This window comes from Candidatus Dormiibacterota bacterium (assembly GCA_036495095.1).
Taxonomy (GTDB): domain Bacteria; phylum Chloroflexota; class Dormibacteria; order Aeolococcales; family Aeolococcaceae; genus CF-96.
Map to the genome: position 1 here is coordinate 44,904 of DASXNK010000067.1, position 24,461 is coordinate 69,364.

General features: G+C 74.4%; 19 protein-coding genes, 1 rRNA gene and 1 other RNA gene. 20 read left to right on the forward strand and 1 reads right to left on the reverse strand.

The window, feature by feature from the left end:
- From VGL20_07220 to VGL20_07255, 8 genes are all read left to right on the forward strand, one after another.
- On the forward strand, window positions 1-2,028 hold the full coding sequence (locus tag VGL20_07220; protein HEY2703465.1) for a proton-conducting transporter membrane subunit: 2,028 nt from the start codon (window positions 1-3) through the stop codon (window positions 2,026-2,028).
- Complete coding sequence (locus VGL20_07225; GenBank protein HEY2703466.1) at window positions 2,025-3,620, forward strand: NADH-quinone oxidoreductase subunit M; 1,596 nt, start codon at window positions 2,025-2,027, stop codon at window positions 3,618-3,620. The genes VGL20_07220 and VGL20_07225 overlap by 4 nt, the downstream gene beginning before the upstream one ends.
- 3 nt (window positions 3,621-3,623) lie before the next feature.
- The gene (locus VGL20_07230; protein HEY2703467.1) at window positions 3,624-5,075 is read left to right on the forward strand and encodes an NADH-quinone oxidoreductase subunit N; all 1,452 of its coding nucleotides are present in this window, start codon (window positions 3,624-3,626) and stop codon (window positions 5,073-5,075) included.
- 53 nt (window positions 5,076-5,128) lie between these two features.
- Window positions 5,129-5,938: a lysophospholipid acyltransferase family protein gene (locus VGL20_07235; GenBank protein ID HEY2703468.1), complete on the forward strand. Its 810-nt coding sequence runs from the start codon at window positions 5,129-5,131 to the stop codon at window positions 5,936-5,938.
- A gap of 135 nt (window positions 5,939-6,073) precedes the next feature.
- A complete protein-coding gene (locus tag VGL20_07240) occupies window positions 6,074-7,207 on the forward strand; it encodes a glycosyltransferase family 4 protein (protein HEY2703469.1) in 1,134 nt (377 codons plus the stop codon).
- Window positions 7,204-8,088: a DegV family protein gene (locus VGL20_07245; GenBank protein HEY2703470.1), complete on the forward strand. Its 885-nt coding sequence runs from the start codon at window positions 7,204-7,206 to the stop codon at window positions 8,086-8,088. The genes VGL20_07240 and VGL20_07245 overlap by 4 nt, the downstream gene beginning before the upstream one ends.
- Window positions 8,088-8,756: a glycerol-3-phosphate acyltransferase gene (locus tag VGL20_07250; protein HEY2703471.1), complete on the forward strand. Its 669-nt coding sequence runs from the start codon at window positions 8,088-8,090 to the stop codon at window positions 8,754-8,756. Before VGL20_07245 ends, VGL20_07250 begins: the two co-directional genes overlap by 1 nt.
- Window positions 8,757-8,809: 53 nt before the next feature.
- Window positions 8,810-9,742 carry a lysylphosphatidylglycerol synthase transmembrane domain-containing protein gene (locus VGL20_07255; GenBank protein ID HEY2703472.1) on the forward strand — a complete coding sequence of 311 codons (933 nt, stop codon included), beginning with the start codon at window positions 8,810-8,812 and terminating at the stop codon, window positions 9,740-9,742.
- On the opposite strand, the gene VGL20_07260 is transcribed toward VGL20_07255, so the two are convergent.
- Window positions 9,691-10,749, reverse strand: coding sequence for a lysylphosphatidylglycerol synthase transmembrane domain-containing protein (locus VGL20_07260; protein ID HEY2703473.1), 1,059 nt, complete (start codon window positions 10,747-10,749; stop codon window positions 9,691-9,693). The genes VGL20_07255 and VGL20_07260 overlap by 52 nt on opposite strands.
- A gap of 107 nt (window positions 10,750-10,856) precedes the next feature.
- Between VGL20_07260 and VGL20_07265 the strand changes: the two genes are divergently transcribed.
- The 12 genes from VGL20_07265 to VGL20_07320 all read left to right on the forward strand — a co-directional run.
- Entirely contained in the window at window positions 10,857-11,516 is a 660-nt protein-coding gene (locus VGL20_07265) for a DUF1802 family protein (protein ID HEY2703474.1), read from the forward strand.
- The gene (locus VGL20_07270) at window positions 11,513-12,310 is read left to right on the forward strand and encodes an ABC transporter ATP-binding protein (protein HEY2703475.1); all 798 of its coding nucleotides are present in this window, start codon (window positions 11,513-11,515) and stop codon (window positions 12,308-12,310) included. Before VGL20_07265 ends, VGL20_07270 begins: the two co-directional genes overlap by 4 nt.
- Entirely contained in the window at window positions 12,307-13,962 is a 1,656-nt protein-coding gene (locus VGL20_07275; protein HEY2703476.1) for a hypothetical protein, read from the forward strand. Before VGL20_07270 ends, VGL20_07275 begins: the two co-directional genes overlap by 4 nt.
- Window positions 13,963-13,991: 29 nt before the next feature.
- Window positions 13,992-15,092, forward strand: coding sequence for a galactokinase family protein (locus tag VGL20_07280; protein ID HEY2703477.1), 1,101 nt, complete (start codon window positions 13,992-13,994; stop codon window positions 15,090-15,092).
- A gap of 41 nt (window positions 15,093-15,133) precedes the next feature.
- A complete protein-coding gene (locus tag VGL20_07285; protein HEY2703478.1) occupies window positions 15,134-15,814 on the forward strand; it encodes a glycerol-3-phosphate acyltransferase in 681 nt (226 codons plus the stop codon).
- Window positions 15,815-15,865: 51 nt separating this feature from the next.
- On the forward strand, window positions 15,866-17,083 hold the full coding sequence (locus VGL20_07290; protein ID HEY2703479.1) for a hypothetical protein: 1,218 nt from the start codon (window positions 15,866-15,868) through the stop codon (window positions 17,081-17,083).
- A gap of 31 nt (window positions 17,084-17,114) precedes the next feature.
- A complete protein-coding gene (locus VGL20_07295) occupies window positions 17,115-19,475 on the forward strand; it encodes an ATP-binding protein (GenBank protein HEY2703480.1) in 2,361 nt (786 codons plus the stop codon).
- A 65-nt stretch (window positions 19,476-19,540) separates the two neighbouring features.
- Window positions 19,541-19,805, forward strand: an RNA gene (gene ffs / locus VGL20_07300) — signal recognition particle sRNA large type.
- A gap of 68 nt (window positions 19,806-19,873) precedes the next feature.
- Window positions 19,874-21,637 (forward strand): DNA polymerase III subunit gamma/tau, encoded by a 1,764-nt coding sequence (gene dnaX / locus VGL20_07305; protein HEY2703481.1) that lies wholly within the window; start codon window positions 19,874-19,876, stop codon window positions 21,635-21,637.
- Window positions 21,638-21,685: 48 nt separating this feature from the next.
- A complete protein-coding gene (locus tag VGL20_07310) occupies window positions 21,686-21,979 on the forward strand; it encodes a YbaB/EbfC family nucleoid-associated protein (protein HEY2703482.1) in 294 nt (97 codons plus the stop codon).
- Between the two features lie 21 nt (window positions 21,980-22,000).
- Window positions 22,001-22,600 (forward strand): recombination mediator RecR, encoded by a 600-nt coding sequence (recR, locus tag VGL20_07315; GenBank protein HEY2703483.1) that lies wholly within the window; start codon window positions 22,001-22,003, stop codon window positions 22,598-22,600.
- 387 nt (window positions 22,601-22,987) lie between these two features.
- Window positions 22,988-24,461, forward strand: a 16S ribosomal RNA gene (locus tag VGL20_07320); the annotation flags it as partial.

Genomic DNA, 24,461 nt, shown 5'->3' on the forward strand with positions numbered 1-24,461 from the left:
ATGTACAACCTGGCGTGGGCGGTGGTGCTGGTGCCCCTCGCGGCCTGCATCCTGAGCTACCTGCCCGAGGTGCCACGGCGCGCCGCCCTGTTCTGCATCGCCGGCACCGGGGTGACCCTGCTCCTCTCCCTGGTGCTGCTCGTCTACCGGCTCGGGCACAACAACGCCGCGCCCTACCAGTCGGTGATCACGTTCATCACCTTCGCCCCCAACCAGGACCTCGGCGGCGGGGTGGTGGGCGACTTCCATCCCCAGCTGGGCATCCGCGTCGACGGGCTGAGCGCGGTGATGATGCCGGTGGTGGCGCTGATCAGCCTGCTGGTGCAGATCCACTCGGTGGTGTCGATGCGGGGCGACGCCGGGCTGCGCCGCTACTTCGCGCTCCTCACCCTCAGCACCTTCGCGATGCTGGCCTTCGTCTCCAGCCCCAACTACTTCCACCTCTACGTGATGTGGGAGCTGGTGGCGGTCTGCTCCTGGCTGCTGATCGGCCACTGGTGGGACCGGCCGGAGGTGCTGCGCGCCGCCCGGCGGGCCTTCCTCGTCACCCGCGTGGGCGACGTCGCGCTGCTGCTCGCGCTCGTGGTCACCTACGTCAAGTTCGCCTCCAACGTCGCCCTGCTGCCGAACCCCCCCGGCCAGGACCTCAACGACCCGCTGAGCTTCACCGTGCTCGGCCAGGAGTGGCACCGGGGACACCTCGGCGCCGTCGCCGGCGTGGGCCCGCGCACCCTGGTGATCACCGCCCTGCTGCTGCTGCTCGCGGCCGCGGTCACGTCGGCCCAGCTGCCGGTGCAGAGCTGGCTCGCCGGCACCGCCGAGGCCCCCCCGCCGGCGGCGGCGCTGATCCAGTCCGCGACCGTCGCCACCATGGGGGTGTTCCTGGTGGCGCGCGCCTACCCGCTGTTCCTCGAGGTGCCGCAGGTGCTGGCCGGCCTCGCGGTGCTGGGCGCGCTCAGCGCGGTGGCCGGCGCGGTGATGGCGCTGGGCCACACCGACATGCAGCGGATCATCGCCTACGCCACCTCCAGCCACCTCGGCCTCGCGTTCGTGGGGCTGGGGGTGGGCGCGCTGAGCGCCGGGGTGTTCCACCTGTTCACCCAGGCGTGGGCGGTGGCGCTGCTGGTGCTCGCCGCCGCCAACGTCGCCCGCGCCTACGGCACCCGCGACATCCGCCAGCTGGGCGGGGTCTGGGAGCGGATGCCCTGGACCTCCCGCGCCATGCTCGCCGGCTGCGCCAGCTCGGCGGGGGTGGTGCTGCTCTCCGGCTTCTGGTCGCTCGACGGCGTGGTCGGCGGGGTGCTCCGCAACCGGCTGCCCAACGGCGCCTCCGCCCCCGGGGTGATCCAGGCGCTCCTGCTGATCGCCGTCCTCGCCGCGATGGGGCTGGGCGCGCTCGCCCTGGTCCGCATGTTCGGCGTCGCCATGCTCGGCGCGCCGGCACGGCGCCGGGGCTTCCAGCCGGAGAAGGTCCGGGAGGCGCCCCGGGGCATGCGGACGCCCCTGATCGTCCTCGGCGGGATCAGCGTGGTGGTCGGCCTCGCCGGCATCCCCGGGATCCGCGCCACCTTCGGGAACGTGGTCTTCGCCGGGGCGACGCCCCAGCACGAGCCCTTCTCGGTGGTGGCGCTGCTGCTCACCGCGCTGCTGGGCACGGGTGGCGCCGCCGTCGGCTGGCAGATCTGGGCGCGGCGCGACCAGGCCGCCGCCGGGCTGGCGGCGCGGGTGGCCGCCGCGGTGCCGCTCGGTGCCGCCGCCGCCGCCCTCGAGCCGCTGCGGGCGCGGGCCGCCGAGCTGCTGATCACCCGCCCGGCCGCGCTGCCGCCGCTGCTGGAGCGCAGGGTCGTCGACCCGGTCACCGACGCCGTCGCCGACGGCCTGGAGGTCGCCGCCGGCGGCGCCCGCCGGCTGCAGACCGGCAGGCTCAGCAGCTACCTGCTGACCGCGGTCGCCGCCACCGCGCTGCTCGCCCTCGGGGTGACCCTCGCCGCCACCGGGCACCTCCCCGGCGTGGGGGCGTCCCGGTGAACGCGCTCCACCTGGTGCTCGCCGCCACCGGCGCCACCGGGGCGACCGGCACCGGCACCGGGACGGGCACCGGCACCGCCACCACCGCCGGCGAGTTCCCCACCGTCCTGCTCAGCGCGCTGATCTGGACCACCGCGGCCACGATGCTCGTGCTCCTGTTCCTGCCCGAACGCACCGACGAGCAGCGCGGCCGCCTCCGCCTCGTCGCCCTGGCGGGCGCGGCCATCCCCCTGCTTCTGGCCACCTTCGGCCTCAACTATCAGATCGGGCAGGACTTCATCGGCGGCACCACCTCGTTCGAGGAGCAGCGCCCCTGGCTGACCGCGCTGCCGGTGGTGAGCAACTACCACCTCGGCGTCGACGGCATCTCGCTGCCCCTGCTGCTGCTCAGCACCCTGCTCTTCGTGATCGCGATGATCGCCTCCTGGCGGGTGGTCGCCCAGCTGCGTCTCTACCTCGTCCTCATGCTGCTGATGGAGACCGGCGTCAACGGCGTGCTCTGCTCGATGGACTACCTCGTGCTGGTGCTCTTCTGGGGGATGCAGGTGCTCCCCGCCTTCCTGCTCGTCGCCATGGGCGGGGGAGCGCAGCGGACCCGCGCCGCCTGGCGCCAGCTCGGCTTCGCCACCGTGGGGCTGGCGCTGCTGGCGGCCACCGCGCTGCTGCTCGCCGCCAAGGTGAACGCCAGCCCGCCCAGCTTCGACTTCGTCCGTGACAACACCGTGAAGCTGAGCGCGGGCATCGGCTCCCTGGGGTTCTGGCTCAGCTTCCTCGGCTTCGCCCTGGTGCTGCCGGTGGTGCCGTTCCACACCTGGGCGCGCGACGCCCTCGCCGAGGCCACCACCCCGGTGGCGGTGCTGCTGCGGGGCACGGTGATGACCCTCGGCGGCTACGGTCTGATGCGCGTCACCCTCACCGCCTTCCCCGACGCCTCCCACCGCTTCGGCCTGGTGATGGTCGTGGTGGCGGTGATCACCGCGCTCTGGGGGGCGGTCGCCGCCCTCGGCCAGGACGACCTGCGCCGGCTGCTCGCATACGGGGCGGTGGGTCAGATGGGGATGGTGCTCCTCGCCATCGCCAGCGCCTCGGCGATCGCCCTCAACGGCGCCGTGCTCATGCTGGTCGCCGACGGCCTCGCCGGCGCGCTCCTGCTGCTGCTCGCCGGTGCGGTGCAGGAGCGCACCCGCACCCGGAGCATCGCCCGCCTGGGCGGGCTCGCCGGGCAGATGCCGAAGCTCGCCGCCCTCTGGGTGCTGGGCGGCCTCACCGTGATCGGGCTGCCCTTCCTCGCCGGCTTCGTCGCCGAGCTGATGATCTTCACCGGCAGCTTCCCGGTGCACCGCGCGGCCACGGTCATCGTGATGGCGGGCACGCTGGTCACCACCGGCTGGGTGCTCTGGACGATGCAGCGGGTCTTCTTCGGCCCCAGCCGCGAGGCGTTCACCCGGCTGCGGGACGCCAGCACCCTGGAGCTGACCTACCTGCTGCCCCTGGCCATCGCGGTGGTCATCCTCGGCCTGCTGCCGGGGCGCGTCCTCCCGGTGATCAACAACGGCGTGCAGTCGGTCGTCGCACGCTTCACCGGAGGCTGAGGGATGCACGGATCGTCGCTCCGCCTCGCCGTCGACCTCATCCCCGAGGGCATCCTGCTGCTCGGCGCGCTGCTCCTCGGCTCCCTCGCGCTGCGCCGCGCGGCGCGGCCGCGGCCGGTGCGGCTGATCACCGTCGTGGCCCTGCTGGCCGCGGGGGCGATCCAGCTCACCTACCTTCGGGGCATGCCCGACGCCGGCTACCGCGCCTACTCCGACGGGCTGGTCGTCGACCGCTACACCACCTTCCTGGTGCCGGTGATGTGCTTCCTCGCGCTCCTCGCGGTGGCCACCTCGGGGCCGCTGCTGTCGCGCATCGCCACCCACGTCGCCGAGTACCACGCGCTGATCCTTCTCGCGGTCCTCGGCGGCTCCCTGCTGGTGGCGGCGCGCGAGATGGCGGCGCTCTGGGTGGCCCTGGAGCTGCTCTCGGTCTGCCTCGCGGTGCTGGTGGCGATGGTCAAGACCGACCGCCGCGGCAGCGAGGCGGCGGTCAAGCAGCTGGTGATCGGCGCCGCCGCCAGCGCCGTCCTCCTCTACGGCTTCGCGCTCCTCTACGGCGTCGGCGGGAGCACGGTGCTCGTCGACGTGGCCAGCGGCATCCGCCACGCCTCGCCGGCGGCGGCGCTGGGGATGGGGCTGGTGGTCTGCGCCCTGCTCACCAAGCTCGGCGCCGTCCCCTTCCATCAGTGGCTGCCCGACGGCCTCCGGGGAGCGCCCGCCCCGGTGGCCGCGCTCACCCTGGGGGTGGGCGGCACCGCGGTCGCGGGGTCGCTGGCGCGGGTGGTGACCGCCACCTTCGTCGACCTCACCTCGACCTGGACGGCGCTGGTGGCGCTGGTGGCGGCGGTCAGCCTCCTCTACGGCAACCTCGCCGCGCTCACCCAGGGCAGCCTGCGCCGGCTGATCGGCCTGCTGGCCGCGGGACAGACCGGGTTCCTGCTGCTCGGGCTGCTCGGCTCCGCCCCCGACCAGAAGGGGGTCGCCGCGCTGATCTTCGCGCTCGCCACCGGCGGCCTCACCGTCGCCGGGATGTTCGCCGTGCTCGCCGTGCTCGAGGGGGTCGTCGACGACGACCTGGGCAGCCTCCGCGGCCTCGGCCGTCGCAGCCCGCTGGCCGCCGCCATGCTCGCCCTCGGAGTGGTGTCGCTGGTCGGCGCGCCGCCGATGATCGGCTTCTTCGCCAAGCTCTTCCTGCTCGAGTCGGCGGTCCTCGCCGGCTACGCCTGGCTGGTGCTGATCGCCCTCGTGGCCTCGGTGATCGGCGCGGTCTCGGCGGCGCGGCTGCTGCGGCTGATGTTCGTGGACCAGCCCGCGGAGGGGGCCGCTCCGCTGCCCTCGGCCGGCGGGATGGTGCGTGCCGTCATCGGCCTCTGCGCGCTCGGCACGGTGCTCCTCGGGGCCGCCGCCCAGCCGCTCTTCAGCCTCGCCTCAGGTGGCGCCGGGTCGATCCACTGAGCAGGGCTCTTCCCCATCCGCTGCTGCGCGGTGGCCTGCGGCTCACCACCTCGCTGGCGCGTGCGCTCGGTCCCGCCCGGTACGCCGTCGCCGACGCCGTCGGGCTCTGCGCCTGGGCCTCGGCGCGCGGACAGCGCCGGCAGGTCGCGGCCAACCACCGCCGCAACGACCCCGGCATCGACGAGCGCGAGGCCAGGCGCCGCGCCCGCCGGTCCTATCGCGAGTATGGACGCACCATCGCCGACTTTCTCTGGGCCCTCCAGCTCGACAGTGCGAGGGTGTCGCGCCACACCCGGATCGTGGGCGCCTCGAACGTCCTCTCGCTGCACGAGCAGGGTCGCGGAGGCATCCTCGTTCTCGGCCACTACGGCAGCTGGGACATGGCCGCCAACGTGGCGGTGGCCTACGGGGTCGGGCTGACCACGGTGATGGCGCCGGTCGGCCCGCCGGCGATCACCGACCTGGTGCTCTGGGCCCGCGAGGGCAACCAGCTCGAGGTGTTCACCCCCGAGAGCGCCGCCCGCGGGCTGCTCCGGGCGCTGCGCCGCGGGCGCTTCCTCTGCCTGCTGTGCGACATCCCCGGCGGCGGGCCCACGGTGGTGGTCGACTACTGCGGCGGCCCGGTGGAATTCACCGCCGCCCCCGCCCGGCTGGCCCGGGTGTCCGGGGCTCCGCTCCTGCCCGCCGTCTGCCGGAGGGCGGAGGGGGGATACGAGCTCGAGATCCACCCCCCGATGGCGGTGGGGCGAGGGGATGACGACGCCGAGGTGATGCAGCGGGTGGCGTCCACGCTCGAGGTCGCGGTGCGCCGCCATCCCGAGCAGTGGTACCCGTTCGGCGAGGTCTACGCTGATCCGGCGTGAGCGCCGGCCCGGGCCGGCGGCACCGTTTGGCGCGTCCGGACCTGCCCATGGGACGCTGGAGTATCCTCGTCGGGGGATGGTCGTCGCCCTCTCGTCCCCGACTCACGGCGCCGCATCGCGTCCGGACCGCGCCGGGTGAGCGCCGCGGGGCTGCGGGTGGCGTGGTTCGGGCACGCCGAGGGGCGCCGCGCCGACGGTCTGTCGACGTACAGCCGCGAGCAGGTCGGGGCGCTCGCCGCCCGCGGGCTCGAGGTCCGCTTCATCTCCCACGACGTCGACGGCGACGTGGTCCCGGCCCCGTCGGTGCGGCTCCGCGCGGTGCGGGTGAAGACCCTCACGGTGTCGCTCCCCGGGTCGCGGGAGCGGATCGAAAGGGTGCTCGCGGAGCTGCGCCCCGACATCGTCCACTGCTCCTGGAGCTTCTCCCACCTCGACGGCGAGATCGCCCGGATGGCGCGGGCCGCCGGGGCGGCCACCGTGGCCACCTTCCACCTGCCCTACGCCGAGCCCCGGAGCGCCCGGGGGCGGGTGCTCCGCGGCCTCTACCGCTGGCACGTGCGCAACCTCTCCGCCTACGACCACTGCGTCGCCCTCAGCGAGGACCAGCGCCAGCTCATCACCACCGCCGGCTACCCCGCCGACCGGGTCACGGTCGTCCACAACGCCGTCGACACCGCAGCGATCAGCCCCGGCGAGTCCGACCTCAGGCGGCGGCTCGGCGCCGCGTTCGTGGTCGCCTACATGGGCCGCCTCGATCCCGAGAAGCGCATCCCCGCGCTGGTCCGCAGCTTCCTCGACCTCGGCTGGCCCGACGACCACGTGCTGGTGATCGCCGGTGGCGGCGTCCACCTCCGGCGGCTGCGCCGGCTGGTCGGCGACCGTCCCAACGTGCGCATCCTCGGGGTGGTCACCGACCCGGCGCTGCGCCTCGAGCTGCTCCGCGCCGCCGACGTCTACGTGCTCCCGTCGACCGCCGAGGGGCTGGCCCTGAGCATGCTCGAGGCGATGGCGGCGGGCTGCGCGGTGGTCGCCACCGAGGCGGGGGAGGACGGTCCCGCCCTCGGCGACGCCGGCATCCGCCTCCCGGTGACCCCGCTCGAGCCCCATCTCGGCAACGCGCTGTGCCGGCTGCGCGACGATCCCGGGCTGCGCGCCGAGCTGGGGGCCCGGGCTCGCGCCCGGGTGCTGGACCACTACGCGCTCAGCACCGGTGTCGACCGGCTCGTCGACCTCTACACCCGGCTGCGCGCCGCCCGGGCGGCAGCGTGACATCCCCGCGCCGCCGCTGCGCCCTGGTGGTGGACAGCGGCGCGGTGATCCCGGCGATGCCGGCCCAGGGGGTCCACGTGGTGCCGCTGCGCATCGTCTTCGGCGATCGGGCCTTCCACGACGGCGTCGACATGACCTCCGAGGAGTTCTACGCCCGCCTCGCCGGGGGCGAGACCCCGACCACCTCGACGCCCAGCCCCGGTGAGTACCTCGAGGCCTTCCGGGCGGCGGAGGCCGACCACGTCGTCTGCCTGACCATCCCGGCCTCGCTGAGCGCGATGCACGACTCGGCCAGCCTCGCCGCCCGCCTGCTCGCCGACGAGCAGAGGGGCTGCAGCGTCGAGGTCATCGACACCGGCAACGCCGCCGCCGGTCACGGGCTGGTGGCCCGGGCGGCGGCCCTCCTCTGCGCCGCCGGGGCGTCCTCGGAGGCGGTGCGCGAGCGGGTGCTCCAGGCGGGGCGGGAGGTGCGGATGTACGGCACCCTCAGCACCCTCCAGCATCTCGCCCGCAGCGGCCGGGTCCCGTCGATCGCGGCGGGGATCTCCGACCTCATCGGGGTGCGGCCGATCTTCGAGCTCCGTGACGGCCAGGCACGCCGTGCCGCCCTGGTCCGGGGCCAGCGGATGATGCTGCGCACCTTCCAGCGGCTCGCCCTCGAGCAGCACGGCGAGAGCACCGCGCCGGTGTGGCTGCTCGTGGTCCACGCCGCCGCCGCCGAGGCGGCCGCCCTGCTCCGCGACGCCCTCCACCAGGTGCTGCCGGTGGGCCGCAGCGAGGTGGCGTCGCTCACCCCGGTGATGGGCGCCTACACCGGGCCGGGGATGACCGGGTTCGCGGCGATGCCGTTGCGGGGCCTCGAGGCCGAGGGCGTCCCCTGATGCATGCGCCGGTGACGACCTGGACGGTGGCGGCGATGGGGTTGCTCGCCTACCTGGTCGGGGGCATCCCCGTCGGTCTGCTGCTGGTGCGGATCACCCGTCCCGGGGTGGACGTCCGCACCCTCGGCAGCGGGAACATCGGCACCTCCAACATCTACCGCAACGTCGACGCGGGGCTGGCGATCGCGGTGGGGCCGCTGCAGTTCCTCCAGGGGCTGCTGCCGGTGTGGCTCGCCACCCGCGCCGGCTTTCCCCTCGCGGTGGTCGGCCTCACCGCGGTGTGCTCGGTGATCGGCAACGGCTGGCCGGTCTACGCCCACTTCCACGGGGGTCGGGGCATCGCCGTCGCCACCGGCGCGGTGGCGGCGATGAGCCTCGCCGGGCTGGCCGCGCTGCTCGCCTGCTTCGCCCTCGGCGCGCTCAGCCGCCAGATCGCCGTCGGGGTGCTCGCCGGGTTCCTGCTGCTCCCGCCGGTGGGGGCGCTGCTGGCGGGCCGGGCGCAGGCGACCGCCTTCGCCGCGCTGCTGGTGCTGGTGCTGCTCCGGCGCCTCGAGGGGGCGCTCACCGACGCCCGCCGCGAGGGCGACCCCTGGCGGATGCTGGCGCTGCGGCTCACTCGCGACCAGCGCCCGGGGCGGCCGCTGGTGGGCCGGAGGACGGACGGGTAGCCGCCCGGCCCCGGCCGCCGCGGTGGCGCCGGCCGCAGTCGCTGATCCCGGCGGTGCTCGGCGTGGCGGCGATCGTCACCCTGATCGTGGCCCTCAACCCGGCCCAGCTGGCGCGGTCGGTGGCCGGGTTCCGGCTCTGGTCGATCCCCGGGATCATCGGCCTGTCGATGCTCTACTACCTGCTCCAGGGGCTGCGCTGGCAGCCGCTGCTGCGGGCGGTCGGGGTGCGGCTTCCCCTCGGCCGGACCCTGCTGCTCAACCTGGCGGGCCAGTCGACCGGCCTGCTCCCCCTCGGCGAGCTCACCCGGGCGGTGCTGGTGAGCGAGGCGACCGGGGGCGAGTTCGGGGCGGTGGTCGCGACCATCACCGTGCAGGAGCTGGTCTACACCCTGATCATCGTCGCCGCGGCGGTGCCCGGCGCGCTCGGCCATCGCGCCGCCGCCGGGGGCATCATCGCCGCCCTGGTGGGGACGGTCGTGGTGCTCCTCATCCTCACCAACCGCGCCCTCTTCCGGAGGGTGATCGGCCTGGTCCGCCGCATCCCCGTGGTGCGCGGGATCGTCCCCCAGGCCGAGGAGCTGCAGCGCGACACCGTGGTGCTGCTGCGGCGCTGGGACACCTGGGTGTGGTCGCTGCTCAGCCTCGCCGGCGCGATCGTGGCGATCACCCTCTTCTGGCTGGTGGTCGACAGCCTCCGGCCGGGGTTCCTCAGCTGGCAGGACGCCGCCTTCGTCTACGCGGTCTCCCACATCGTCGGGGCGATCACCCTGAGCCCGGGCGGGCTCGGCGGGTTCGAGGCGAGCGTCGCCGGCCTGCTCATCGCCGTGGGCGCCGACCCGGGCACCGCCGCGGCGGCCGCACTGGTGCAGCGCGCCGCCGACAAGGGGCTGGCGACGCTCGCCGGGCTGATCGCCTTCGTCTTCGCCCGGCGCCGCTACTCGTTCGGGGGTCGCGACCTGTTCCGCCACCCGGCGGCGTCGGGGTAGGCCGGGACCGGCACCAGGTCGAGCCGCCCCATCAGCCGCGCCGGCCGGGCCGGCAGGCGGTGCTCGAGCAGGAGGACGAGGCCGCCGAGGACGGCGAAGGGGATCATCTGCAGGTCGACGAACAGGCTGAGCGCGGCCGCCATCGCCGGGCTCACATGGGCGTGGACCAGGAGCGCGAAGACCATCCCCTCGCGCACCCCGAGGCCGTTGGCGGAGATCGGCACGAAGGTGGCGAGCAGCGAGATCGGCAGGGCGACGGCGAACACCGACCAGGCCACGTCGCGCCCCAGCGCGATGGCGAAGGCCTCCATCGAGAAGAGGTTCAGCCCCCAGCCGACGGCGCCGGCCGCGATGCTCTGGGCGAGCACCCGGGGGCGGTTGCGATAGCTCGCGAAGGTGCGGGTGAAGGGGCCGAGGAAGCGGCCCACGGCGTGGGCGACCCGCCGGTTCTCGGGGATCCGGCAGCGGACGTGCTCGGCGAGCAGGGCCAGCACCCAGGCCACCAGCATGAAGGCGGCGAAGGCGATGAAGCCGGCGAACACCGGCACGTGGAGGAGATCGCGGAGGAGCACCGCCGCGGCGAGCGCCCAGAGCGACATCCCCAGGGTCCCGGCCATCCGGCCGCCGATCAGCGAGGCGACCATCGGCCCGTGGCCGGTGATCCGGCCGATGCGCAGCGCCCGCATCGCGTCGCCGCCCACCCCGGCGGGCAGCACCTGGCTCACGAACAGGCCCTTGAGGTACCAGGAGCCGAGGAACGGCCAGTCGAGCCCGTGGCCGGTGCCGCGCAGCAGCACCCCCCACTCGAGCACGCTCGAGATCACCGACATGGCGGCGAGGGCCACCGCGAGCAGCGTCCACCAGGGCGAGACGTGGCTCATCAGCCGGCCGGCGGCGCCGAGGTCGACGGCGTGGAGGAAGAGCAGGGCGCCCACCCCGGTGCCGGCGAGGCGCACCCACGGAGAGCCGAGGAGACGGGGGCAGGCGCGACCCAGACGCCGGAGCATGGCGGCACAGCCTACTCGGGCCCGGCCGGCGCCGTGGGCGCGCGTTGCAGGTCCGTGCCGTGTCCGGCGCCGGGGATGGCGGCGGTGGCACCCGTATGATCCATCTCGTGACGCCCCCGCCCCGGCTCGCCCTCGCGCTGAAGGAGTGGGACGTGGTGGTGGCGGCGCTCGAGCAGGGGCGCCAGGCGCTGCTGGTGCGCCGCGGCGGCCTCGACGACCCCGGTCACCGCTTCGACGCGCCCCGCTCCGGGCCCTTCTGGCTCTATCCGACCCTGTTCCACGAGCGCGGGGTCTTCCTCAAGCCGGAGTACCGCGAGCTGCTCGTCCCCGGGATGCACCGGGCGCCCCGCCCGGTGGCGGTCGCCGCCGGCCGCCCCGAGGGGCACGCCCGGCCGGTCCGCCCGGGGATGGTCTCGCTCCGGGCCCTCGCCGAGGTGGTGGAGGTCGTCGAGGCGCCCTCGCTGGAGCGGCTGCACGCCCTCGAGGAGCGCACCGTGTGGACCGCCCGCTACCTCACCCTCCGCTTCCGCCAGCGGCAGCTGTCCGAGGCCGCCTCGATGCGGCCGGTGGTGGCGGTGCTGCGGATCAGCGTCCTTCCCGCCGCGGTCGAGGTGCCCGACCTGCCCGAGTACGGCGGCTGCCGCTCCTGGGTCGAGCTCCGCGATCCCCCCGAGGCCTCGACCGCGGTGCCGGTGTGGGACGACCGGAGGCTGGAGGAGGAGGTGCGCGCGGTGCGCCGCATCCTCGCCGCGGAGCCGCCGGGATGAGCGCCGCGATGCCGGTGCCGCTTCGGCCCGAGCCGGCGATCCGGCTGCGCGGCCTCTCCAAGCTCTTCGCCGACCGGGTGGCGGTCGACGCGATGAGCCTGGAGGTCGCCGCCGGCGAGCTCTTCGGCTTCCTCGGACCCAACGGCGCGGGCAAGACCACCACCATCCGGCTGCTCACCGGCCTGCTCCGGCCCACCTCGGGGAGCGCCGAGCTCTGCGGCCACGACGTGGTCGCAGACCCGCTCCGCGCCCGGGCGGTGACCGGCTACGTCCCCGACCAGCCGGCCCTGTACGACAGGCTCACCGGGCGGGAGATGCTCGCCTTCGCCGCCGACCTCTACGGGGTGCCCCGGCGGGTGCAGGCGGCGCGCATCGACCCTCTGCTCGGCGGCTTCGGCCTCGACGGCCACGCCGAGCGCCTGGTCCAGTCGTACTCGCGGGGGATGCGCCAGAAGCTCGCCCTGGGGGCGGCGCTGCTCCACGACCCGCAGGTGCTCTTCCTCGACGAGCCCACCGTCGGCCTCGACCCCGCTGGCGCTCGGCAGCTGAAGGACATCCTCCGCGGTCTCTGCGCCGAGGGGCGCACCGTCTTCCTCAGCACCCACGTGCTCGAGGTCGCGGAGCTGCTCTGCGACCGGGTCGGGGTCGTCCACCACGGCCGGCTGGTGGCGGTCGAGACCCCCGCCGAGCTGCGCACCACCCTCGGCGCCGGCACCCTCGAGGAGGCCTTCCTCCGGCTCACCGGGGCCGACGGCGACTCCGACCTGCGGCCGCTGCTCCGCGCGCTCGAGTGACCGACGCCTGGGCCGGCTACCGGCCGGTGCCGCGGCTGCTCGGGGTGCGGGCGAGGATGGCGGTCAACGCCTGCCTGCGCGCCGGTCCCGAGCAGCGGGGCCGCACCCTCATCCTCGCCACCGTGGCGGTCGCCTGGTGGCTCGGCAGCCACCACCTCGCCGCCGCCATCCTCGGCGCCGGGGCGCCGTCGCCGGGCAGCCTCGAGCTCTCCGTGGCGGCGGCCCTGGCCACGCTGTGCGGGGTGGTGGCGGTGACCTCGGTCAGCTTCGCGATCAGCGGCCTGTACTTCGCCCGCGACCTCGAGATGCTCCTGGTCGCCCCGCTGGCGCCGCGGGCGGTGCTGCTCGCCAAGCTCTGCGTCCAGCTGGTCACCGGGGTCGGGGTGGCGGCGCTGCTCGCCGGCCCCTGGCTGGTGGCGTACCTGTCGGCGGTGGGGGCCCTCGCCGCCCTCCCGGTGGTGGCGCTCGCCGCCGTCGCCCTCGCCGCGCTGCCGCTGGCGGCGGGCACCGCGGTGACCATCGCCACGGTGCGGGTGATGCCGGCGCGGCGGGTGCGCGAGGCCGCCGCGCTCCTGGTCACCGGCACCGTGTTCACCGTCACCGCGGTCAACGTGGTGCTGCGCACCCCCGACGGGATGCGCTCCACCACCCCGCTGGCCCTCGACGCCCCCGGTCGGGGCCGGGTGGCCGACCTCGCCTGGCTGCCCACCGGCTGGGCGGCGCGGGCGGTGGTGGCGGCGGCGCGCGGCGAGCTCGCCACCGCCGCCCTGCTGACCCTGCTGCTCGCCGCCGCCGGCGCAGGCGCGCTGCTGCTGGTCTCGCGCCTGGGCGAGGCCGCGTTCGTCTCCGGCCACCAGCGCAGCACCGAGGCGGGGGAGGGGAGGCGCCGCCGTCCCAGCCGCACCCGGCTGCTCCGGCCGGGCGCCGAGGGCGGCCCCCGCACCGTCTGGGTCTCCATCGCCCGAAAGGACCTGCGCGAGCTGCGCCGCGACGCCTCGCAGCTGGGCCAGCTGGTGCTGCCCGTCGCCCTCTTCGCCCTCTACATCGCGGTGCCCGGCCAGGCGCCGGCGGCGGGCGCCGCCACCGCCCGGCTTCCCGCCTGGTTCGCGGTGGCGCTCACCGCCGGGTTCGCATCGCTCTTCGCCGCCTCCGGGGTGGCGCTGCGCGGGGTCGGGGCCGAGGGCCGGCGGCTCTGGCTGCTGCGCACCGCGCCGGTCCGGGCCGGCCAGGTGCTGCTCGCCAAGTTCTCGGTCGGGCTGTTCGTCGCCGCCGGGCTCGGCCTCGGACTGCTCGTGGTCGGGGGCCTCCGCGAGCACCTCCCCGCCGCCGAGGTCGGCCTCGCCGGCCTCCGGCTGCTGGTGATCATCGCCGGGCTCGTCGCCCTCGCCACCGGCCTGGGGGCGGTGCGGCCGCGGCTCGACTGGACCGATCCCCGGCGCAGCGTCGGCATCGGCCAGAGCCTCGGGTTCCTCGCCCTCGGCTCCGCCTACCTGGCGGTCTGCTTCACCGTGCTCGCGCTCCCGTACGCGCACGCCCCCCTCGGCTCCGGCGCACTCACCCCCGGCGACGCCGCTGTGGTCGCGATCGCCGCGGGCACCGCCGGGCTGGCGCTCCGGACCGGCGTCGCCCGGCTGCGGTCGATCGAGCTCTGAACCGGCTGGAGGCCGCCGCGGCCGGGCTGCTGGAGGGCGGCCTCGGGGCCGGCCCGCCGCCCTCCACCGCCCGGGCACCGGGGCGCTGCACCCTGGTGGGCGAGCACGTCGACTACGCCGGGGGACGGGTGCTCTGCTGCCCCGTCGATCGCGCTGTCGGGGTGGCGCTGCGACCGTCGGCCGACCGCGTCTGGCGGCTGCTGAGCGGCGAGCGCCGGGTCGAGCGCGCCGCCGCCGAGCCGGCGGGCGACCTCGGCGACCGCGCCTTCGCCCCCGCGGTGGTGCTCGCCGCCACCGGGATCGCCGTGCCCGCCCTCGAGGTCGCGGTCGCCGCCGACCTCCCCGAGGCGGCGGGGCTGGCCTCCTCGGCGGCGCTCTGCTGCGCCGTGACCGTGGCGCTGCTCCGGCTGCTGGGCGAGCGTCTGACCCCCCGGCGCCTCGCCGAGGTGGCGCTGGCCGCCGAGCGGGACGTGGTCGGGGTGCCCTGCGGCCCCCTCGACCAGCGTGCCGTGGTCGGCCTTCCCGAGGGCGGGGCGCTGCTCCTCGACTGTGCCGACGGCTCGGCCGCGGCGGTGCCCTGGGGCCTGGAGGGGGCGGTGCTGGTGGCCTGCGACAGCGGCGAGACCCACGACGTCGGCGGCGCCGGGTACCGCCGCCGCCGCGCCGAGGCCGAGGCGGCGCTCCGCGCCCTCGGGGTCCCGGGGGTGCGCGGGCTGGACCCCGCCGCGGTCGAGGCGGCGGGGCTGGCGCCGCCGCTCGACCGCCGCGCCCGCCACCTGGTCGGCGAGACCGGACGCGCCGCCGCCGCCGCCGCCGCCCTCGCCGCCGGCGACGCCGCCGCCCTGGGGGCGCTGATGTCGGCGAGCCACGCCTCGCTGCGCGACGACTACGAGGTGAGCACCGCGGCGCTCGACGCGGTCGTCGCCGCCGCCCTGGACGTCCCCGGGTGCCACGGCGCCCGCATCGTCGGCGCCGGCTTCGGGGGCACCGCCGTGGCCCTGGTCGCCGAGGCCGCCGCCGGGCGGTGCCAGGCGGCGATGGAGGCGGCGGTGCCGGGCTCGAGGGGGGGCTGGCGGCTGGCCCACGCCCCCGGCCTGGCGGTCACCGCCGTCGACGTGCTGGCTGGCTGACGTATCCGTCAGCGAACCGGCGGAACCCTATACTCGCGGCGATGGTCGGCACCCTCAGGGGCCTCGCCGGCTGCGCGCTGGGATACTCGGTGGGCTCGGTCCCCGTCGGGCTCTGGCTGGGGCGCGCGGCACGAGGTCTCGACGTCCGTGAGCACGGCAGCGGCAGCACCGGTGCCACCAACGTCTCGCGCGTGCTCGGCCCCGCCGCCGGGGCAGCGGTCTTCCTCCTCGACGTCGGCAAGGGCGCGGTGGCGGTCGGGGCGGCGCGGGCGCTGGGCACCGGCTCGGCCGGCCAGGCGGCGGCGGGGCTGGCCGCGGTGGTCGGTCACTCCTGGCCCGCGCTCGCGCACTTCCGCGGGGGGAAGTCGGTGGCGACCGCGTTCGGCGGCCTGATCGTGCTCTCCCCGCCGGGTGCCGGGGCCGCGGTGGCGGGCGGGATGACGGCGCTTCTGACAACCCGGATCGTCTCGGTGGGCTCGCTCGCCGCCGCCGGCTCGGCCACCGCCGGCACCGCCGCCGCCTGGGCGCTGTCGGGCCCGAGGACCGGGGGAGCGCAGCGCCGCTGCTCGCGCGCCGCCGCCTTCGGGTTCACCGCGGCGGCCACCGGGATCATCGTCCTGCGGCACTCGCCGAACCTCCGCCGGCTGCTCCGGGGCGAGGAGCCCAGGATGGTCCTGGCGGGCCGGTCGCGCGCCGATGCGCGATCGGTGACGAACGCGTGACGGTTGTCCAGCCGCCGTTCGGGCGCCGTCCGCCACCCTATGATTTCGGCCATGCGGAGATTGGGACGGGCCTTCCTGCGTGCGTCGTGGACGCGCCGGGTGGCGGCGCTGACGGTGACGCTCGGCCTGCTCGGCGGCAACAGCATGCTGGTCGCCACCACCGTCTTCGCCGCGGTTCCGACCACGCCGGTGACGTCCGGTGGGCTCGGCGGCCTGCTCGGTCTCGGCTCCGCTCCGGCGGCCACCGAGGGCATCCGGATCACCATCCCGCAGCAGGTCTGCCAGATGCTGCCGACACTCTGCCAGCCGGGGACGAGGGTCTTCGAGATCCCCGCCGGGGTGGGCACCCTGGGCGCCGCGCCCCCGCAGCTGCCGGGGCACCCCCGGGGCCACGTGACCATCCCCTCCACGGGATGCCTGCTGGGGCTCATCGGCTGCGGCCAGTCGACCCCGACGCCGAAGCCGAAGGCCACCGCGGCTCCCACGGTGAGGCCGAGCGCGCAGGCCGCCACCGCCGCGACGCCGGCGGCGCCGGCCTCCACCCCGGCAGCGCCCACCCCGACGGCCGCCGCGGGCGGCTGCGTGCTGGGGATCCTCGGAGCCTGCTCCCCGACCGGCGTGACCAACACCTGCGCCAGCGGCTGCCAGGCCACCCCGTCCCCCGCCCCGAGCAGCAACGCCCTCTGCGTTCTCCTCTGCAGCGTGCTGCAGATCGGCGGCAACTCCTGCGTCGCCACCCTGCTCTCGACCTGCGTGGTCGGCCCGACCGCCCCGGCCGGCTCCAGCGGCGCGGGCTCGAGCCCGGGCGCCTGCGTCGGCAACCTGCTCTGCCTGCTGGGCTCAAGCTGCACCGCGTCGGTGGGCTCCACCTGCCTGCTGGGGGCGCTGCTCCCCGGTCTCCCCGGTGTCGGCAGCGGATCTCCGCAGCCACCCGCGCCCGGCGCCTCCTCCGGCTCCGGCTCCGGATCCGGCACCACCCCGGGATCGGGCACGGCGCAGCTGCCGGTCAGCGTGCCCGCAGGGACCGGCTCGGGCGGCGTGTCTCCGATCACCCTCCCGATCGGGTCGGCCCAGAGCGCGGGCGGCGGCTCCGGGCGGTCGGACGTCTCCGGCCCGCAGGCTCGGCGGGACGAGACCGTCGGCCTGGTCTCGGGGCTGAGCTTCGGACACGGCCTCATCCTCTGGCCTCTCTTCGGCCTTCTCGACCTCGCCGCCCTGGCCGGCCTTGTGGTCGTGGTGCGGCGCCGGTGGACGGCGACCACGAACTGACGCTGCCCTGCCGGGCGGCGGAGGCCTGCGGGTGAGGAGTCGCTTCCGCTCCTCCTTCGCCCTGCGCCTGCTCGCCGCCGGGGTCGCGCTCTCGCTGATCCTGGTCGTCGGCATCGGCGCGTTCCTGCTGGTGAGCCGCAACCAGCAGACCCAGAAGGCCGCGATCACCAACTCGGGCAATCGCGCCACCGTCATCGCCCAGCTCTTCAAGCAGATCACCCAGCCCACGCTCCAGGTCGATGCCCGGGCGGTCGCATCGGAGCTGAACGGCGTGAGCGCCAAGCCGACCGGCCCCAAGGAAACCGAGAACGACCTGGCCATCCAGTTCCAGAGCTCGCTGGCCATCGTGAGGAACGCGATCCGGGGTTCGGGCTCCGGAGCCTTCGGCGAGTACTCGGTGCTCGTCGACGCCTCCGGGGCGACGTACGCGCCGAAGGACAAGCTGACCCCCACCTTCGGCGAGTCGGCGACCCTGCAGCGGGCGCTCGCTCTGACCCGGGAGGAGGCGCTGGCGAGCACCGACCGGCCCTACGGGGTCGAGCTGTTCCGGGACGCCAAGGGTCTCCACGCCGTGTCCGACGCGGGCGACACCGTCTTCGACCGCGCCGGCAGGCCGGTCGCCGCGGTGATCGAGGTCCTTCCCCTGAACGACGCGCTCGGGCACTTCCAGGGGGTCATCGGCTACCCGACGTCCTTCATCCCCGCCCAGTCGCTCACCGTCCTCGCCCGCCTCTCGCTGGACGGCAGGACGTCGTCGGCGGGCACCACCCCGCAGGTCATCGTCGACGCGGTGCGGTCCGGGAACCACACGCCGCAGGGCGTCTACGACGCACCCGGCGTCGGCTCGGTGGCGGGGAGCTTCGTCCCCCTGCTGGCGCCCGACGGGAAGACGGTGGCGGGCTACGTCGGGGTGGAGGTCCCGCTCGCCGACTTCGTGGGCGACCAGCGTGGTGACGAGTTCACCCTCGGGCTGATCGCGATCTTCGCCATCCTCGGCACCGCGCTGCTCGTCTTCTTCTTCGTCGAGCGCTTCGTGCGCCGCCCGGTCAACCGGCTGGAGCGCGGCGTCGCCCGGATCGCCGGCGGCGACTACTCCGTCGACATCCCGGTGACCTCCTCCGACGAGCTCGGCCGTCTCGCCCACGGCGTCAACCGGATGCGCGCCGAGATCGCCCAGTACGTCACCCAGATCGAGCAGGCCCGGGCCCGCCTCGACGGCGCCGTCGACGAGCTCGGCGGCGTCTCCCGCGCGCTGACCACCACCACCCGCGGCGTCGAGGGCCTCCAGGAGGCGGTGGTCGGGGCCGCCGCCGCCATCGTCGGCCACGGCTCGGCGGCGCTGCTGCTGATCCGGGAGGGCGACAACCTGGCGCTCCGCGCCGCCCACGGGGTCGACGGCCATCCCCCCGACATCTCCAGCTGGAGGGTGGTGGGCGACCTGCTCGAGGGACGCTCGGTCCGCATCGACACGCCGCCGCCGGGCTGGCAGGCGGGGGGCATGCTGGCGGTGCCGATGTTCTACCAGGACGCCGTGGTGGGCGCCCTCGCGGTCATCACCCGCGCCGGTGAGCCCCCGGCCGAGGGCCAGGACCAGAGCCTGGCGGTGCTCGCCAACAACGCCGCCATCGCCCTGGAGAACACCCGCCTGTTCGAGCAGGAGCGCGAGACGGTGCGCCGGCTGCGCGAGCTGGACGCCCTGAAGTCCGACTTCCTCGGCACCGTCCAGCACGAGCTGCGCACCCCCCTGACCGCGATCATGGGCATGGGCGACCTGCTGGAGATGTGCTGGGAGACCTGGGACGACGCCCACAAGACCGAGGCGCTCCACGACATCCAGGTGGCCGCGAAGAGGCTCTACGACATCGTCGAGACCATCCTCGACTTCTCCCTCCTCGAGTCCGACACGCTGAGCCTCAAGCCGCTGCCCACCCAGGTGCGCAGCGCCGTCGAGGAGGCGGTGGCCGCGGTCCAGTCCCGCCTCAAGGAGGGGCTGCAGGTCTCGCTCAGCGTCGACGTGCCCCATGACGTCGAGGTCCTCGCCGACCCCACCCGCTTCAACCAGGCGCTCCGGGCGCTGCTCGACAACGCGGTCAAGTTCACCCCCGAGGGCGGGAGGGTGTGGGTCCGCAGCCATCGCAACGGCAAGGGCATGGTGCGGATCGAGGTGGCGGACACCGGGATCGGCATCCCCGAGGACGCGCTGCCGCGGGTCTTCGAGCGCTTCTACCAGGTCGACAACACCGCCACCCGCACCTACGGTGGCACCGGGATGGGGCTGGCCCTGGTGCGCCGCCTGGTCGAGGCCCACGGGGGCAAGGTCGAGGTGGAGAGCCGGGTGGGGGAGGGCAGCTGCTTCGCCCTGCTCTGGCCGGTCGCGCCGAACGCCACCTGATCGCCGCACCGCCTGGCCGCGGCCGCCGTGTTGGGCCTCGCTCCGGTGGGTACAATCGGCGGCGGTCGCGCTAGACGGGGAGATAGCGGTGCCCTGTACCCGCAATCCGCTATAGCGGGGTTGAATTCCCCACCGAGGGGGTGCGTTCTCGGGTCTGCTCCGACGGCATCGGCGCCGACGGCCGGGTCCTGCGCAACCCGGGCCCGTGAACCCCGTCAGGTCCGGAAGGAAGCAGCGGTAAGCGGTCCCCCGGGGGTGCCGCAGCCAACCTGGCCTGAGCTGGGCCGTCGGGTGAGCGCCGGCGACACGCCATCGACGTGGGGTGCGCGACTACCCCTCCCCCCTTGCCGGGGGGAGGTGGGTCCCATCCCACCCTGCCGAGGAGCCCGCGCCCGCCGGTGAGCATCGCCCTCTACCGCAAGTACCGTTCGGCGACCTTCGCCGACCTCATCGGGCAGGCTCACGTCGCGGACACCCTCCGCAACCAGGTTCGGAGCGGCGAGCTCGCCCACGCCTACCTCTTCTCGGGCATCCGCGGCACCGGCAAGACCTCCACGGCGCGGATCCTGGCCCGGGCGATCACCTGCCTCCAGCCCGCCGGCGGCGAGCCCTGCAACGTCTGCGCCGCCTGCGTCGAGGTGCTCGGCGGCGGCGCGGTCGACGTGCTCGAGATCGACGCGGCGAGCAATCGCGGCATCGACGAGATGCGCGAGCTGCGCGAGCGGGTCAAGTTCCTCCCCGCCTCGCTGCGCCGCAAGGTCTACATCATCGACGAGGCCCACATGCTCACCACCGAGGCGTGGAACGCGTTCCTCAAGACCCTGGAGGAGCCGCCGCCCCATGTGCTCTTCATCCTCGCCACCACCGAGCCGCACAAGGTGCCGGAGACGGTGCGCTCGCGGGTGCAGCGCTTCGACTTCCGCCGCGTCGAGCGGCCGGACATCGCCGCCCACCTCGGCCGCATCCTCGGCCTGGAGGGGACCGAGGCGGAGCCCGCCGCGCTCGACCTGCTCGCCCGCGCCGGGCAGGGCAGCGTGCGCGACGCGATGTCGCTCCTCGACCAGGCGCTGGGCACCGGCGAGCGGCCGCTGCGGCTCGAGACGGTGCGCCGCTCGCTGGGGCTCGCCGACCCCGCCACGGTGCGCGAGCTGCTGCTCAGCCTCGCCGCCGGCGACGCCGGCGAGACCCTGCGGGCCACCGCCCGCGCCTTCGAGTCCGGCGCCGACGCCCGCCAGCTGCTCCGCGACCTGTCCCGGCTGGCGCGCGCCGCCGAGCTCGTCGCCCTCGGCGCCGCCGGCGGCGCCGACCTCGGCAACGACGAGGAGGAGACCTGCCGGACTCTCGCCTCGACCGCCCGCCGCGGCCTCTGGGTGGCGGCGCTCGACGCCTTCGCCGCCGCCGAGATCAACCTCCGCCAGCCGGTGGACGCCCGACTCCAGGTGGAGCTGAGCCTGCTCCGCCTGCTCCACGGCGGCGGCGGCGACCCCGGGGCCGGGCCGGGGCCGGGGGACGGTGGCGCCGCCCTCGCCGCGCTCAGCGCCCGGGTCGCCCACCTGGAGCGGCGGCTCGCCGGGGCCGTTCCCACGCCACCCGCCGCCGAGCCGGTCCCGCCGCCGCCCGCCGCCGTCGTGGTCCCGCCGGCCCCGGCGGTCCCGCCGCCGGAGGAGCCGGTGGTCGAGGTGGCGCCCCCCGAGCCCGACCTCGCCGCGGCCCCGGAACCGCCCGCCCCGCCGCCGGCCGCGCCGCCGCCGCCCACCGGCCGTCCCGCCGACCTCGACGCCTGGCAGGCGCTCTGGACCACGATCGTCGACGCCGTCAACCGCCGTGACCCGATGCTGGCCGGGGTGCTCCGCTCCTGCCGCCCCCTGGAGGCGACCCCGGGGCGGCTGGTGGTGGGCGCGCCCTACGGCTTCCACCTGGAGCGGCTCCAGGAGCGCCAGAAGGCACGGCTCCTGGACGAGGTCATCTCCGAGGTCGCCGGGGGCGCCTGCAGCGTGGAGGCGATCTTCTCGGGAACCGACGCGCCCCGGGCGCCGGCGCCGCCCCGCGACCCGGGCGTCCCCGAGGCCCCCGACGCCACCGCGGCGGTGCTGGCCACGTTCCCGGGCAGCCGCATCACCGCCAGCCGGCTCCGCGACGCCGCCGCCGACGGCCCCGCGTAGACTCAACCAGACCCACCGAAGCGGAGGCGCCACGTGCAGAACCAGAAGATGATGAAGCAGCTCCAGCAGATGCAGACCAAGATGGCCAAGATGCAGGAGGAGCTGGAGTCGGTCGAGGTGACCGGGACCGCCGGCGGTGGGGCGATCACGGTGACCGCCAACGGTCACCAGCGCATCCTCGCCGTGGCGATCGAGCCCGAGGTGCTCGAGGAGGGCGCCGAGCTGCTCGCCGACATGGTGCTCGCGGCCGTGAACGACGCCCTCGACCGCTCCCGCGAGCTCGCCTCGCAGCAGATGGGCAGCCTGACCGCGGGTCTGGGCCTTCCCCCCGGGCTGCTCTAGCACGCCGCGGGTGCCGGGCCGTTGAGCCTCGTCCCCCCGGCCATCGAACGGCTGGCCGCGGAGTTCGGCCGCCTGCCCGGGGTCGGGCCCAAGACCGCCCAGCGGCTCACCTTCCACTGCCTCACCGCGCCCCGCGAGTCGGTGGAGCGGCTGGCGGCGGCGCTCGCCGACCTCCGCGGCTCGGTGCGCCCCTGCTCGCGCTGCTTCTTCATCGCCGAGGGCGAGCTCTGCGGCATCTGCGCCAGCAGCCGGCGCGACCCCACCGCGATCTGCGTGGTCGAGGACGCCCTCGACGTCCTCGCCATCGAGCGCAGCGGCGAGTTCCAGGGCGTCTACCACGTCCTCCAGGGGGCGATCTCGCCGATCGACGGGGTGGGGCCGGGGCAGCTCCGCGTCGACGAGCTGGTGCGGCGCCTCGAGGCGGGCGGGGTCACCGAGGTGATCGTCGCCACCGACCCCGACGTCGAGGGCGAGGCCACCGCCCACTACCTCGCCGAGCGCCTCGCCCCCACCGGGGTCATGGTCTCGCGCCTGGCCCACGGCCTGCCCGCGGGCTCGAACGTCCAGTACGCCGACGAGCTCACCGTCGCCCGCGCCTTCACCGGCCGCCGCGCCATCTGAGGGGGAGGAACCCGGCGCGAGGTGTTCATGCCCTCGGCCCCCGACGGGCCCCCCACGCCACCCGGTCGACACGCTATACTCCCGCCTCGCTGCCGGGGGCTGCGGCCCACGGTAGGAACCGGTCGAGTACAGGGCGAACGCCCACGGCGCTCGCGGCCTTGACACGGCCGGGACGTGGCATCTATAATCGGACCCTTGCCCGCCTGCCGGGGGGCACGCGTCACCACATGTGTGACGTGCCGTGAACTTTGACAATTGAAGAGTGGAGTCGATTATCCGCAAGGGCCCATGGGGACTCGACCGCAAGGTCGCGTCCTGGCGTGGGACCTCGTCGATTCACGTCAAAATAGGATCCGGCTCCGGCCGGGTCTCGATACGTGGAAACTTTCTTCGGAGAGTTTGATCCTGGCTCAGGATTAACGCTGGCGGCGTGCATGAAACATGCAAGTTGAGCGCAGCGCGAGCGGGGGTAACCCCGCTGGCGTTCAGCGGCGCACGGGTGAGTAACACGTGAGCAACCTACCTTCGAGTCCGGGATAGCCCTGAGAAATCAGGATTAATACCGGATGTGGTCACCGGAGGACATCCTCTGGTGAGTAAAGGCGCAAGTCGCTCGGAGACGGGCTCGCGGCCTATTAGCTTGTTGGTGGGGTAACGGCCTACCAAGGCGAAGATGGGTAGCTGGTCTGAGAGGACGATCAGCCACACTGGGACTGAGACACGGCCCAGACTCCTACGGGAGGCAGCAGTTAGGAATTTTCCGCAATGGGCGAAAGCCTGACGGAGCAACGCCGCGTGGGTGATGAAGAGCTTCGGCTTGTAAAGCCCTGTCGGAGGGGAAGAAGATCTGACGGTACCCTCCAAGGAAGCCCCGGCTAACTACGTGCCAGCAGCCGCGGTAATACGTAGGGGGCGAGCGTTATCCGGATTTACTGGGCGTAAAGCGCGCTAAGGCGGCCGGCTAAGTTGGTGGTGAAATTTCGGGGCTCAACCCCGAAACTGCCTCCAATACTGGTCGGCTCGAGTGCCGGAGAGGAAGGTGGAATTCCCGGTGTAGTAGTGAAATGCGTAGATATCGGGAGGAACACCAGTGGCGAAGGCGGCCTTCTGGCCGGCAACTGACGCTGTAGCGCGAAAGCGTGGGGAGCGAACGGGATTAGATACCCCGGTAGTCCACGCCCTAAACGATGTGTACTAGGTGTTGGGCGTATTGACGCGCTCAGTGCCGCAGCCAACGCAATAAGTACACCGCCTGGGGAGTACGGCCGCAAGGTTAAAACTCAAAGGAATTGACGGGGGCCCGCACAAGCAGCGGAGCATGTGGTTTAATTCGATGCAACGCGAAGAACCTTACCCAGGCTTGACATGCACCTGAAAACCGTGGAAACACGGTCCCCGCAAGGCAGGTGCACAGGTGGTGCATGGCTGTCGTCAGCTCGTGCCGTGAGGTGTTGGGTTAAGTCCCGCAACGAGCGCAACCCCTATGGTCAGTTGAACTTCTCTGGTCAGACTGCTGGGAGAAACCCAGAGGAAGGTGGGGATGACGTCAAGTCATCATGCCCTTTATGCCTGGGGCTACACACATGCTACAATGCCCGGTACAACGGGCTGCAACACCGCGAGGTGAAGCGAATCCCTTAAAGCCGGGCTCAGTTCGGATTGCAGGCTGCAACTCGCCTGCATGAAGTCGGAGTTGCTAGTAACCGCAGGTCAGCATACTGCGGTGAATATGTTCCCGGGCCTTGTACACACCGCCCGTCACACCACCCGAGTCTGGTGCACCCGAAGTCGCTGGCCGAACCCGCAAGGGACGGAGGTGCCGAAGGTGTGCCCGGTGAGGGGGGTGAAGTCGTAACAAGGT

What these genes read in the sequence shown, in the direction of transcription:
- VGL20_07220 (HEY2703465.1), top strand. Translation starts at nt 1, where the DNA reads ATGTACAACCTGGCGTGGGCGGTGGTGCTGGTGCCCCTCGCGGCCTGC.
- VGL20_07230 (HEY2703467.1), top strand. Translation starts at nt 3,624, where the DNA reads ATGCACGGATCGTCGCTCCGCCTCGCCGTCGACCTCATCCCCGAGGGC.
- VGL20_07250 (HEY2703471.1), top strand. Translation starts at nt 8,088, where the DNA reads ATGCATGCGCCGGTGACGACCTGGACGGTGGCGGCGATGGGGTTGCTC.
- VGL20_07260 (HEY2703473.1), bottom strand. Translation starts at nt 10,749, where the DNA reads ATGCTCCGGCGTCTGGGTCGCGCCTGCCCCCGTCTCCTCGGCTCTCCG.
- VGL20_07270 (HEY2703475.1), top strand. Translation starts at nt 11,513, where the DNA reads ATGAGCGCCGCGATGCCGGTGCCGCTTCGGCCCGAGCCGGCGATCCGG.
- VGL20_07285 (HEY2703478.1), top strand. Translation starts at nt 15,134, where the DNA reads ATGGTCGGCACCCTCAGGGGCCTCGCCGGCTGCGCGCTGGGATACTCG.
- VGL20_07290 (HEY2703479.1), top strand. Translation starts at nt 15,866, where the DNA reads ATGCGGAGATTGGGACGGGCCTTCCTGCGTGCGTCGTGGACGCGCCGG.
- VGL20_07310 (HEY2703482.1), top strand. Translation starts at nt 21,686, where the DNA reads ATGATGAAGCAGCTCCAGCAGATGCAGACCAAGATGGCCAAGATGCAG.